This window comes from Kineococcus sp. AC630, from assembly GCF_979255925.1.
The window spans coordinates 34339-46998 of sequence record NZ_CEEDMJ010000010.1; the positions used below are offsets into that span (position 1 = coordinate 34339).

At 72.3% G+C, this 12660-nt stretch carries 12 protein-coding genes; 8 read left to right on the forward strand and 4 right to left on the reverse strand.

All coding sequences use genetic code 11. The features are described from left to right. The first annotated feature begins 89 nt into the window (after nt 1-89). From AC0I8G_RS11990 to AC0I8G_RS12015, 6 genes are all read left to right on the forward strand, one after another. Nucleotides 90-1472, forward strand: coding sequence for a sensor domain-containing phosphodiesterase (locus AC0I8G_RS11990; protein WP_471730116.1), 1383 nt, complete (start codon nt 90-92; stop codon nt 1470-1472). Between the two features lie 281 nt (nt 1473-1753). Next, on the forward strand, nt 1754-2056 hold the full coding sequence (locus AC0I8G_RS11995) for a DUF4193 domain-containing protein (protein WP_471730117.1): 303 nt from the start codon (nt 1754-1756) through the stop codon (nt 2054-2056). Between the two features lie 429 nt (nt 2057-2485). Then, entirely contained in the window at nt 2486-3703 is a 1218-nt protein-coding gene (locus tag AC0I8G_RS12000; protein WP_471730118.1) for an inorganic phosphate transporter, read from the forward strand. A gap of 339 nt (nt 3704-4042) precedes the next feature. Continuing rightward, nucleotides 4043-4918, forward strand: a complete 876-nt coding sequence (locus tag AC0I8G_RS12005; RefSeq protein ID WP_471730119.1) for an alpha/beta fold hydrolase — start codon at nt 4043-4045, stop codon at nt 4916-4918. Next, entirely contained in the window at nt 4915-5619 is a 705-nt protein-coding gene (locus AC0I8G_RS12010) for an esterase/lipase family protein (protein ID WP_471730120.1), read from the forward strand. The genes AC0I8G_RS12005 and AC0I8G_RS12010 overlap by 4 nt, the downstream gene beginning before the upstream one ends. Continuing rightward, nucleotides 5616-6287, forward strand: coding sequence for a hypothetical protein (locus AC0I8G_RS12015; protein ID WP_471730121.1), 672 nt, complete (start codon nt 5616-5618; stop codon nt 6285-6287). The genes AC0I8G_RS12010 and AC0I8G_RS12015 overlap by 4 nt, the downstream gene beginning before the upstream one ends. 370 nt (nt 6288-6657) lie before the next feature. Here the strand turns inward: AC0I8G_RS12015 and AC0I8G_RS12020 are convergent, their stop codons facing one another. After that, nucleotides 6658-7263, reverse strand: coding sequence for a TetR/AcrR family transcriptional regulator (locus AC0I8G_RS12020; RefSeq protein ID WP_471730122.1), 606 nt, complete (start codon nt 7261-7263; stop codon nt 6658-6660). 91 nt (nt 7264-7354) lie between these two features. Between AC0I8G_RS12020 and AC0I8G_RS12025 the strand changes: the two genes are divergently transcribed. Continuing rightward, a complete protein-coding gene (locus tag AC0I8G_RS12025) occupies nt 7355-8542 on the forward strand; it encodes an FAD-dependent monooxygenase (RefSeq protein ID WP_471730123.1) in 1188 nt (395 codons plus the stop codon). A gap of 225 nt (nt 8543-8767) precedes the next feature. Here AC0I8G_RS12025 and AC0I8G_RS12030 read toward each other — a convergent pair whose 3' ends face one another. Beyond that, entirely contained in the window at nt 8768-10294 is a 1527-nt protein-coding gene (locus AC0I8G_RS12030; protein ID WP_471730124.1) for a GDSL-type esterase/lipase family protein, read from the reverse strand. Nucleotides 10295-10462: 168 nt separating this feature from the next. Here AC0I8G_RS12030 and AC0I8G_RS12035 point away from each other — a divergent pair, with 168 nt between their 5' ends. Continuing rightward, nucleotides 10463-11203 carry a VIT1/CCC1 transporter family protein gene (locus AC0I8G_RS12035; RefSeq protein WP_471730125.1) on the forward strand — a complete coding sequence of 247 codons (741 nt, stop codon included), beginning with the start codon at nt 10463-10465 and terminating at the stop codon, nt 11201-11203. On the opposite strand, the gene AC0I8G_RS12040 is transcribed toward AC0I8G_RS12035, so the two are convergent. Continuing rightward, entirely contained in the window at nt 11180-12238 is a 1059-nt protein-coding gene (locus AC0I8G_RS12040; protein WP_471730126.1) for a M56 family metallopeptidase, read from the reverse strand. The genes AC0I8G_RS12035 and AC0I8G_RS12040 overlap by 24 nt on opposite strands. Beyond that, the gene (locus AC0I8G_RS12045) at nt 12235-12624 is read right to left on the reverse strand and encodes a BlaI/MecI/CopY family transcriptional regulator (RefSeq protein WP_471730127.1); all 390 of its coding nucleotides are present in this window, start codon (nt 12622-12624) and stop codon (nt 12235-12237) included. The genes AC0I8G_RS12040 and AC0I8G_RS12045 overlap by 4 nt, the downstream gene beginning before the upstream one ends. Nucleotides 12625-12660 lie beyond the last annotated feature (36 nt).

Consider the following 12660-nt stretch of genomic DNA (forward strand, 5'->3'; position numbering starts at 1 on the left):
GTCCAACACCTGGCGTCAGCGCAGCACAGCGCCACGGAGGGCGAGCGATGAGCGCAGGACACGTCTCCTTGTCGACCACCACCTCAGGCGTGGCTCTGCCCTCCCGCCCGGGTGGTTCGCAGCACGCGGCTCACCACCTCTCCGACGGGGTGCAGACGGCGGCCCTGCAAGCGACCCTGACCCACACGGCGCACCTGCTGAACTTCCCGTCGGGTGCGGTGTCCATCGCCAACGACACCTCGTTGCACACGCTGGCCTTCACCGGGGACCTCGAGGTGCCGGTGTTCTCCCGGGTCAACACCCCGTGCGACCTGGTCATCGACTCCGCCCGTGCGGTGGCCATCCCCGACCTGTCGTCACGGGAGTCGCCGTTCGGTGATCCCTATCACCGGGTCGTGTCGAGGGAGGAAGACGCTGGGGCATCACCCGGGGGTGACTGGCCCTTGCTGACGGCGGCGGGGATCCGCGCCTACCTCGGTGTCCCGTTGCGCGGCAGGGAAGGAACCGTCGTCGGCTCGTTGTGCCTGATGGACACCGAGCCGCACCCGGTGACCGCTGCGCAGACGGACCTCCTGCAGGTGCAGGCCGAGATCGTCGAGGACCACCTGGACCTGCACCGGCGCCGCACCGAGCTGGGCCTGATCTTCGAGCGGGAAACCCGATCGTCGCCCGAGGGTCGCGTCAACGGTCGAGGACGGCCGGGTGCCCGGTCCGTGGGAACGACACGACTGGCAGCCGCGGTGCAGGACCTGCGGCGGGGACTGGATGCCGGGGAGATCGTGGCCCACTACGAACCCATCGTCGACGTGGTCACGGGGCAGGTGCAGGCCTTCGAGGCGCTGGCCAGGTGGCACCACCCGCGCCGTGGTCTGCTCCACCCGGCCGCCTTCATCCCGCTGGCCGAGGACTCCGACCTCATCATCGACCTGGACCTGGCGGTCCTGGCTGACGCGGTCGGTCAGCTGGAGCGCTGGCAGGGAGACCACCCAGAACTCCGGGTCAACGTGAACCTGTCCGGGCGCCACCTCGCGCACCTGGACTGCGTGCAGCGCATCCACGACGTCGTCACCCGGGCTGGCGTGGCTCCGTCCTCGGTCGGTCTGGAGATCACCGAGAGTGCCCTCATCGCGTTGACGCCGCAGGCCACCTGGTTCGTGCAGCAGTTGCGCGACCTCGGTTTCCCGATCTTCTTCGACGACTTCGGCACGGGGTGGGCCTCGCTGTCCTACCTGCTGCACCTGCCCGCCGACGCCGTGAAGATCGACCGGAGCTTCACGGCCGCGCTGGCCACCCCGACGGGTGACGCCCTGGTGCGGGCCCTGTTGACGTTGACGCGGGAACTGGGGTTGGCGACGGTCGTCGAGGGCGTGGGGAGCGCGGCGGCGGCGGCGAGGACGCGGGAACTGGGCTGTCGATGGGTCCAGGGTCACTACTACTCGCCCGCGCTACCCGCGACGGAACTGCAGTGGTGATCGACGCCTCGGTCGGCAGTGCTCACCGGGCGTTCGACTCCAGCGGCCGACGCCACGAGTGCTGCGGGCGTCGTCGAGGAGTTTCGACTCACGCCTCACCCGGCCATGACCGTCAGGCGCCGAGGTCCCGTCTGGCCCGTGACCTCCGGTGTGCCCTTCGCCGGGTCGGTTCCCTGCGGGCACGGGCACGATGCCGGTTGCTCCGGACAGTCGCAGCAGTCACGAACCGGGTACGCGCCGCGCTGGTGCCTGCTCGATCCGCAGCACCGAGAGGAAGACGCATGGCCACCGACTACGACGCGCCGCGCAAGAACGCCGACGACGAGGACACCGACTCCATCGAGGAGTTGAAGACCCGGCGCTCGGACTCGTCGAACTCGTCCGACGTCGATGAGGACGAGACCGCCGCGGCGGAGTCCTTCGAGCTGCCGGGTGCGGACCTGTCGAACGAGGAACTCTCGGTTCGGGTGCTGCCTCCTCAGCAGGACGAGTTCACCTGCACCAGCTGCTTCCTGGTGAGGCACCGCAGCCAGCTGTCCGGCGCGGGCGACGGCCGCTTCGTCTGCAACGACTGCGCTGCGTAGGCCGCCGAGGAACTCTGATCCGCGTGGGCGTCCTCCCCCCGACCTGCGGCCGCACGGACGCCGTAGCTGCTGCATCGTCGAGCGCGGTGTTCAGGGTTCACGCCGACCCGCGCGCTCCGTGGGAGGACCGTGACGTCGCACGCAGCGCGGCCTGCGGGGAGGACGTCGCCGAGCCGACGACGGTCGACGACGCCGGACCGAAGGCCCAGCACGGGGTCGGGTTCGAGTCGACACCGACGCGTCCCGGCTGTTCGACCACCGCCGAGGTGAGCCCCACCCTTCCGTGGGTGTCCTGGGGCTCACCCGGTGCGAGGGCACAGAAGCCGCCGCCTGCTGCGCGACGGTCCTCCTCCGCGGTGTCCGCCTGAGCCGGTACCACCGTGCACTTTCAGGTTTCCCTCGCGGCGTCGTGGTCGCAACCTGGGTCTCGTGCAGACAGCAACGGCGATCCTGGTGCTCCTCGTCGCGGTGGCGCTCGCGTTCGACTTCACCAACGGCTTCCACGACACCGCGAACGCGATGGCCACCTCCATCGCCACCCACGCCCTGCCGCCCAAGACGGCGGTCGTGCTCTCGGGGGGGTTGAACCTCATCGGTGCCTTCCTGTCCGTGGAGGTCGCCCTCACGGTCACCAACGCCGTCGTCCACCTCCAGGACGACGACGGCAGCCCTCGCCGTGAACTGCTCCTCGGAGGTGGGTCGGTGTTGTTGCTCATCGTCCTCGCAGGCCTCGTCGGCGCCATCACCTGGAACCTGCTCACGTGGCTGCTGGGGTTGCCTTCCAGCTCCTCCCACGCCCTGTTCGGCGGCCTCATCGGCGCCACCGTCGCCGGGCTCGGCTGGTCGGGGGTGAACTGGAACGGCGACGGCAGCGAGGTGGGCGGTGTGGTGGGCGAGGTGATCCTGCCCGCCCTGGCCTCCCCGGTCATCGCCGGCCTCGTCGCCGCCGTCGGGACCTGGTGGGTGTGCAAGGTCATCGCCGGTGTCGCCCAGCGCTTCACCGACCAGGGGTTCCGCTGGGGCCAGATCGGCTCCGCCTGCCTGGTCGCCCTGGCCCACGGCACCAACGACGCGCAGAAGACGATGGGGGTCATCACCCTGGGTCTCATCGCCTCCGGGCACTGGTCGGGCACCGAGGCCATCCCGTGGTGGGTGAAGGTGGCCTGCGCGCTGACCATCACCTCAGGCACCCTCATCGGTGGCTGGCGGATCATCCGCACCCTGGGCAAGGGTCTGGTCGAGATCACCCCGCCCCAGGGGATGGCCGCCGAGACCGCCTCCGCGTCGATCATCCTGATCTCCAGCCACCTCGGCCTCCCCCTGTCCACCACCCACGTGACCACCGGGTCGGTGGTGGGCACCGGCCTCGGCAAGCCCGGCGCGGTCGTGCGCTGGCGGCTGGTGGGGCGCATGGCCGTCGCCTGGGTGGCGACTCTGCCCGCCGCGGCGGTGGTGGGGGCCTTGACGTGGTGGGTGGCGGACCTGCTCGGCGGTGGCCTGCTGGGTGCAGGAGTCGTTACCGCCGTCGCGGTCGCCCTCGGTGGGCTCGTCTTCTCCCGTGCGCGCCGGAACCCGGTGCGCGCCGACAACGTCAACGACCGGTGGCGGGCGCCGCAGCCCCGCGCTCACGCCGCCACGCGAATCTGAGGACGAGCAGCGAGGGTCGGCACCCTCGACCTGGCGGTCACGGCCACGTGGGGGGTCCTGACGGTGGGCCTGATGCTCAGAGGGGGTGGTGGGCGTCGGCTGGGGTGGCGGTCGGTACCGGTCCTGCTCGCGCGCCGCACACGGGAACCGCACGGTCGAGCTCACCGGCCGTCCAGCGGTGGATCCGGGCGGACGCTGACGCCGTGCTGGTCCCACCGCGTCGTGGCCCGACCCGGCGTGCCCTCCGCGGTCGGAGCACCTACGGTGGCCTGCAGGTCCAACAGCGGCCTTCGACCGCTGCCCAGGAGAACCTGTGACGCCCGACGTCCGCCGAAGCCTGTGACGCGCACCGAGATCCGTGGCCTGTGGTCCTCCCTCCTGGCCTGGACCTCGCAGGCGATCGCCGTCTCGGTCGCCGGCGCCGGGCACCAGGGTGTGGCCGCGGGGGCAGCTCAGCCTCGCCAGGTCCGGAGTTCCCAGGTCTTCGTCACCGCCGCCGGGCGGCTCGATGCACCGCCGATCGTGCTCGTGCACGGCATCGGCTCCTCGTCGGCTTACTTCACCCGGTTGGTGCTGGAACTGGCGCGTCGGTGGCGGGTGGTGGCGATCGACCTGCCGGGTTTCGGTCGTTCGCCCGCCGGTCCGCGCATCCTCACCGTGCGCGAGCACGCCGAGGTGCTCGCGCGTTTCCTGCGCGAGCAGGACCTGACGGGGGTCGTGCTGCTGGGGCACTCCCTCGGTGCCCAGGTCGTCGCCGAACTCCTCAGCACCGAACCCGGCGACGTCCGCTGTGCGGTCCTGCTCGCCCCCACGACCGATGACGCTGCCCGGAACCGGTTCTCCCAGGCGCGGCGGCTGGCCTGGGACACCTTGGGGGAGCCGTTGAACCTGAAGTTCGTCCAGTTGTTCGCGGCAGCGGCCTGCGGGGCCCGGGTCTGGTGGCGGACGTCGCGGTTCATGCTGGACGAGCACATCGAGGACGCCCTCGAGCAGGTGCGGGTTCCCGTGCTGCTGGTGCGGGGGGAGCGGGATCGGCTGGCCTCGGCCGCGTGGCCGCAACGGCTGTCCGCAGCGTGCCGTGGAAGTGCTGTCGCCGAGGTTCCCGGTGCTGGTCACGTCGTCCACTGGTCGCACCCGGCCGAGGTGGCCCGGTTGTGCTGGTGGTGGGGGACGCGCGAGTTGGCGACGATGGCGGTGGGGGAGTCTTCCCCGTGAGGCGTCTCGAGATCATCCGCTGGGTGGGTGCGGACCTGTGGTACGCGCTGAGGTGGGAGGCGAAGAGCCTGCGGCGCAGTGCGTTGGCGCCCGAGTACGGCGCAGGCGGTGGTGGGGCGATCCCGGTCGTGCTGATCCCCGGCGTCTTCGAGTCCTGGCGTTTCCTGCAGCCGATCATCGATGCCCTGCACGGGGGCGGCCATCCCGTGCACGTCGTGAGCAGTCTCGGGTTCAACAGCGGCGAGATCCCCGAGATGGCCTCCCGGGTGCGCCGCCACGTCGAGGAGAACGGCCTGAGCGGAGGTGGCCGGATCGCCCTGGTGGGGCACAGCAAGGGCGGCCTCATCGGCAAGCAGTTGCTCGCCCACCACAACGGTGACGGCTTGTTCGAGCACCTGGTGGCCGTGAACTCCCCCTTCTCCGGTTCCAGCCTCGCCCGGTTCGTCCCGCTGCGGTCGGTGCGCGTCTTCGCGCCCGGCGGGGAACTGCTGCGGACCCTGACCGCCGCGGAGGACGTCAACCGTTCCATCACCTCGATCTACGCGAAGATCGATCCGAACATCCCCGGCTCCAGCCACCTCCCGGGTGCCGAGAACATCGTCGTCGACACCGTCGGGCACTTCCGGTTGCTGGCTGATCCCCGGCTGGGTTCGGCGCTGCTCGACGTCCTCGCGGCGGTGGACCGGAGGCGCCAGCCGTGATCGCCGGTGGACGAGCGGGTCGCACCGGGAACTCCGGACCGTGGAGCAGCGAGCGGACCAGGACGACGTTCGCCGACGCGCAGGGCGTGGTCGACCTGGACCTCACGTCGCGGGTGCAACTGGCGAAACGGATGGCCGCGGACGTGGCCGCGCGTGGTGGGAGGAACCTCCGGTTCACGTCGTCGGCGGCGGCCCGCATCCCTGGGCGCCGCAGACTGCTCGCGGTGCTGTCCCTCGACACGGCCTCGGTCGCCGGCCTGGTCCTCGTGGCCCGGGGCACGCGTTCGCGTCCTTCGGGTGCGGGGTACGGCGCGCTCGCGCGCACCGCGGTCGCGAGCCTGACGCCCGCCGTCGTCGCGGTCGTGCACGAGCTACACGCTCACCGGCCAGGGGCCGTCGGACGCCACTCCGCGCGCGGAACCGTTCTGCTGCTGGTCGCGGGATCGAGCGTGAGCACCGCCGGAGCCGCCCGGGTCCTGAGCGGGTGCAACTCCCGACGAGGTGATCGTCGACGACTGCGCTCGGTCAGCGTTTCTCTGCTGATCGGTGGCAACGTCGTCCTCGTGCCGTACTTCGCGGCGCTGCGAGCTCTGCACGGCCGGGAACGGGGCGAGGGTGAAGTCCGCGCCACCTCGCCGGGAGCCGGCGAGCCGACTGGCCTCGGGTGAGGACGTTGCTGCACAGCGTCTGGGACGAACCTGCGTTCCTGGAGGAGGTCGAGGGCAGTTCTGTCCGGACGATGCGCAGGGCCGGTCGAATCGGGAGATTCGCGGCGGCATGGGCATCACGTGGCAGACGTCGCGCACCACTTCACTGGACTCGACCGCCGCGGGCCGGGCCACGAGGTCGACGGCGAGGTCACGCGATGTGCGGTTGCTCTTGCGTCAGGGAGTCCTCAGACGGTTGAACGCCTCCTCCGGGTGTCGAGGCCGGGGTTCCCTGGACACCGTGGAGCGACCTGAGGTCGCGGTGACGACCTCTCCTGCGATGTCGTCCTGGCCGCCACGGTCCACGGTCCCTCGCGCCCAGGTGGGTGACTCACCGCGATCCGCGTTGCCGTTGCCGGTGTGTGCGTACCGCGAGCACGGTGTCCACGATCCTGGCCACGTCGGGGCCGTTGCTCCGGGTCGTGTCGACGTCGATCCCGGAGAGCAGTGCCCACATAAACACCGGCGCGAGGACGATCTCGAAGAGGTCCACCGACGTGAGTTCGCTCGCGCCGTCCGCGTCGAGCATCGCTTGGAACTGTTCGAGGCGGGGCCTGCTGAACTGCTGCGCCGCGCCGATGCCATCGGCTTCGGACGCCGCGACCATCGCCCGGAGGAAGCCGAGGCTGCCGGGTCGGGCGAGATCGTCGATGAGGTGTTCGAGGTAGGCCGTCAGGTCCGCCGACAGGTCCCCGCTCGCCGGGACGGGAAAGGCCGACGCGACGTCCCCGGCGGCGACGTCGAGCACGAGGGCCTCGGGCGTGCGCCACCGCCGGTAGAGCGTGGCCTGGTGCACACCGGCTCGGGCCGCGACCGCGGCCATGGTCACCGCCGACGGTCCGCCGTCCTCCATGAGGGCCCGGACCGCCGCGTGCACGGACTCTCGCGTCTTGGCCGTCCGACCGCCGGGGCGGAGCTCGCCTGTCGCCTGCGCCATCCGCTCACCCTAATGCGAGAAAATTTGCAGAACAAGGCCAGCGGCTCTACGTTAATGCGAGGATGTTCGCTCTTGGGTGATCGGAGAAGTCGTGAAGCACGCACTCGTCGTCGGAGCAGGCATCGGCGGCGACGCCCTCGCGGTCCTGTTGGACCGACAGGGCTGGCAGGTCACCGTCGTCGAGATCGCCCCAGGCCTGCGCGAAGGTGGGCAGACCGTCGACCTCCGCGGTGGCTCCCGAGAGGTCCTGCGACGGATGGGCCTGCTCGACACCGTCCTGGACCACCTCGTGGCCCAGCGAGGGCTGGCCTGGGTCGACGCGTCCGGAAGGCGCCTCGCCGCCATGCCGGTCGAAGCCTTCGACGGTCGAGGGTTCGTGTCCAGGGAGGAGATCCTGCGCACCGACCTCGCGCGCATCCTCCACCACGCGGGAAGCGCCAGGATCGACTACCGCTTCGACGAGACCGTCGCCGCGCTGGAGGACCACGCAGACGGCGTGCGCGTCCGGTTCCGCTCCGGCGACGTCGGGGACTTCGACATCGTCGTCGGCGCTGACGGTGTCCACTCCCGCGTCCGGAGCCTGCGCTGGGGCCCGGAGGAACGGTTCCGGAACTCCCTGGGCATCGCCCACGCCTGGTACACCCTGAAGGAGCGCGCGGACACACCCGCGATCGACGGCTGGTTCCTCGTGCACAACGCACCCGGCGGCCTCGTGGTCGAAGCCCGCCCCGGTCACCGCGGCGAGCAGGAGGTCGGCCTCTCCTTCCGCACCACGGACCCACTGCCCCCGCGTCACGACCGCGCCGCGCAACTGGCCCTGCTGGGGAGGACGTTCCGCGACGTCGGCTGGCGCGCCGGCGAGATCGTCTCCCGTGCCGGCGGTGCCGCAGACTTCGCGTTGGACACCTTCGACCAGATCGCCGTCCCGCAGTGGCACGACGGCCGCGTCGTCCTCCTCGGCGACAGCGCCTGGTGCGCAAGCCCTCTCTCCGGCCTCGGAACGGCGCTCGCCCTGCTCGGCGCAGAAGCACTGGCCCAGGAACTCGCCGACGGCGAGCGCTCCGCCCACGACGCCTTCACCGCCTACGAACGACGGATGCGCCGCCCTGCCCTCGGCGCGCGGAAACTCCTCCCCGGCCGGGTCGTGATGTTCGCCCCGATGACCCGCTTCGGCATCCACACCTGGCCGATCCTCTGGAGGGTGGCGCAGCGGCGCGTGGCCGCGCTGATCCTCGAGCGGGTCATGGCCGGCCGTGGACACGACGCCCCCGAGGAGTGAGCACGACGGCCGGGCAGCGCTGACGGCCCTCCTGTCGCACCCGGTTGGTCGTCGTCTCCCCGGGCGACCTCCGCGGTGAACTGCGGCGGGCCACCCGTCGATGACCACCCGGTCGGTGATCAGGCAGAGCGTCGATGAGCGGTAGCGCCCGACGTTGCGAACTCCCGAGGCGGACAACGCTCCGGGCAACCCGCCAGGTCCACCTTCGTCAACGCCCGGACACCGTCACGAGTGACCCCACACGCTCGACGTCAGCAGGGCCCACCGCGCAGCGCGACCGGCCTCGTTGGGGTGCACCTCGTCCACGAGGAACTCCGGGTGCGCCGCGACCACACCGGACCAGGCCATGACGTGCAGGTTCGGCCACCGCCGCGTCGCCGCGGCCAGGCGCTCGTTGCGGGCGCGGAAGTAGTCGCCGGTGGCCCGGTCGCTGCCGTGGAACCCGAGGTCGTACCAGTAGACCGGTTTCCCCGCGGCCAGGCCCATGAACCAGTCGATCTTCTGGTCGAAGTAGCCGTTGCCGACGGGCACGTGCCCGCTGGGTGCGGGAGCGGTGTCCCCGAGCGGCCACGTCCGGGTCGGGAAGGCCGCCCGGTCGCGCAGGGCGTCGTTGGTGCCCAGACCCAGCACGAGGACGTCGCTGTCGGCGACGGCCCGACGCAGGTCCACCGTCGTCGTGGGGATGGGCATCCCCGGCCAGGAGGAGCGGAAGCCCTGATCCTCGACGAAGGCCTGCATCTCGTCGCTGGTGGAACCGGGCCAGCCGAAACAGGCGGCGGTGGCGGCCGGAACGGTGGCGGGAACGGTCTGCGCGGTCCCGCCGCAGGCGCCGTAGGTGATCGAGTCCCCGATGACGGCGATGCGCGGGACGGTGCTCACCCCCACGCGCCCCGTCGCCGCGTCCCAGGTGATGGACCCGAACTGGAAGTCGCTGCGACGCCCGCCGGCAACGTCGTACTCGTCGCTGGTGGGGTAACCCAACCGGCCGCCCTCGTAGCCGGTGTCGGCCCACGCGCTCAGGATCGCGCCGCGCACCGTCCGCGCGCCGGTGCGCGCCGTCCAGTAGACGACGCCACCGCTGAACCGCTGCAGCCGTCCGCCGTCGCGGGGCAGGGGGACCTCGCTCGTGAGGGGGAAGCCGAGGGGGGAGTTCTCCCACCCCAGCACCGCCCACTCCTCCCGGATCGCCCCGGCGACGTCGTGCGCGCCGGTGGCGGGGCTCCAGTAGATCGACCCGCCCTGGAAGTGCTGACCGCGGCCACCGCGCACCTCGAACTCGTCGGTGGTGGGGAAACCCAGGGGGGAGTTCTCCCACCCGGCGCTCGCGTACCGTCCGCGGATCGCGCCGTAGAGGGTGTGGGCGCCGGTGGCGGGGCTCCGGTAGAGCGAGCCGTTCTGGAAGGGCTGCGCCGCTCCGCCCCCGTTCACCGGAGCCTCGTTGCCCGTGCACGTGCCCAACGCCGATGAACGACCACCCGCGGCCGCGTAGGCCTGGCGGAAGTCGCCGGTGACGAGGCACCCGCTCGGCGGTGCGGCGACCCGGGAGGTGCGCGTGGTGACCCCGGAGGGGGAGGAGGGTTGCGGGGTGGGGTCGCTCGGTCCCGCTCCGGTGGGCAGCGGGGTCGCCGTCGCCGCAGGCACCTGCTCGGGCACCTGCGTCGGTGCTGACCCTGCCGCCGACGCCGACACGACCGGGGCCAGCAGGGTCAGGCCCGCGAGGGCGAGCACGGACAGGGAGCGACGGGCGAGCATGCCGACCGATCGACACCGCTCACCCGTACGCCACCGGCGGTTGCGCCGAACGGGGGAAGAACCTCACCGCGTCACCCGTCCGGCCCACCCGCCGCTCAAGGGCCCCGGGACACTCGCCGACGCGGCGCGTGGGTGGCGGTGCCGCGTACCCCACGCTTGGCTGGGCCCGTGACCGACGACCTCGCCCGCGCTGCCACCCAGACGCCCCACGCCGGGGAACCGGCCCTGCACCGGGGGAGCCTGGCGTCGCGGTTGAACTGGCTGCGGGCCGGTGTCCTCGGCGCCAACGACGGCATCGTCTCGGTGGCGGGTCTCGTCGTCGGTGTCGCGGGGGCCACGACGGACCGGACGGCGTTGCTCACCGCCGGCGTCGCGGGCCTCGTCGCCGGGGCGCTGTCGATGGCGGCGGGGGAGTACGTGTCCGTCTCCACCCAGCGCGACACCCAGCAGGCCCTGCTCGCCGCGGAACGCCGTGAACTGGCCGAGATGCCCGAGGAAGAACTCGCCGAGCTCACGGCGATCTACGTCGACAAGGGCCTCTCCCGCGCCCTGGCCGAGCAGGTGGCTCTCGAACTGACCGCCCACGACCCCCTGCGCGCCCACGCCGACGCCGAACTCGGCATCGACCCCGACGAGGTCGCGGGTCCCTGGACGGCCGCCGGGACGTCCGCGGCGGCGTTCACCCTCGGGGCCCTCGTCCCCCTGCTGGCCATCCTGCTCACCCCGGTCGCGGTGCGGGTGGCGGCGTGCTTCGTCGCCGTCCTGGTCGCGTTGGCCGTCACGGGCGGGGTCAGCGCCCAGCTCGGCGGGGCCGGGCGGCGCCGGGCGGGTCTGCGGACGGTCCTGGGCGGCGCGCTCGCGATGGCCGTCACCTACGGGATCGGCTCACTGGTGGGTCGCAGCGTCTGAGGGGCGGGTCGTCGCGCCCGAGACCGCGGTCGCGCCGGCCGGGGCGCGGGTGTCGTCCAGGCGGGCGATCGCGCAGTATCCGGTGACCAGCGAGGTCGACGAGGCGAGCAGCACGATGGCCACCAGCAGCAGCGTGGCGGACCGCGTGGACCGGCGGCGCTCCGGGCGCAGCAGGTACTCCACCCGGTGGACGACGTCGCCGCCGGTGGCCGCAGGAGCGGCGGGAGCGGGGGGACGGCGCTCGCGCGGCACCACCCGGGCCCGTGCCAGGGCGGCGGTGGCGATGGTCCGCGCGGTGAGTTCCTGGTCCGCGACGCAGGCGGCGGCGTCGAGGTCCGCCTGCCGTTCCGCGGCAGCGCGCACGACCTCGGGCACCCCGCGCAGCAACGGGTTCAGCACCGCGCACGACTCGGCGAGCTGGATCCACACCGGGTGCCGGTGGCGCAGGTGGGAGCGCTCGTGCTCCACGAGGACGCGTTGCTGGTCGGGGTCGAGGGCGGCGAGCATCGCGGAGGAGACCACGACCCGTCCGCGCTGACGTCCCCCCTCCACCGGACGTCGCCACCCCGGGAGGGCGAACGCGTCGGGGGAGGCGCTCTCCAGGACGGTCCAGGTCCCCCCGTCGGGGGTGCTGCGGGTGTCCACGTCACGGCAGGCGAGTTCGGCCCTCCACAGGCTGGCGACCACCAGGACGACGTGACGCGCGGTGGCCCCGAGCAGGACGAGCAGCACGAGGGCGACGGGAACGGCCCACCACGAGGACACCCCGGGTTCCGGCAACGCCGTCGGGTGCCACCGACCCCAGTGCGCCAGCCACGACGTGCGGGCCAGGAGGACACCGATCACGACCGCGGCCGCCGTGAGCACGCAGGTCGTCGTCGCGGCGGCCGCGAGCGCGAACAGGACCACCGCCCGTCGCCAGGAGGTCTCCTCGGCCCGCCGGCGGGCCACGACCCGCAGCACCAGCGACCACGCGACGCAGAGCGGGACGAGCACGTCCAACGCGTCGGGCGCCGTGGCGAGCACGCGGGTCACGCGTCCGTCCGGGGGTTCTCGGCGGCGGTGCGCGTGAGGACCTCCAGCAGGAACTGCTCGTCGTCGGGATCCAGTTCGGAGACGAACCTCGCGAGGATGTCGGTGCGGCGGCCCTCCCCGTCCAGGAGGCGTCGCATGCTGCGCGCGGCCCGGGCGGAGACGAGCTCGTCCGGCGCCGCCGCCGGTGCGTAGGTGTAGCCGCGCCCCGCCGGTTCGCGCAGCAACGCCCCCTTGGACCACAACCGGGTCAGCGTGGTCATGACCGTCGTGTAGGCGGGGTCGTCGTCGAGACGGTCCACCACGTCGGCCACGGACAACGGGCGGTCCGCGGTCTGCACCACGGTCAGGACGGCGTCCTCGAGCGCGCCGCGCGATCGCCTCACCACCGGTTGACGCCTCCCTGGTCTCCGTGTCTACTACTG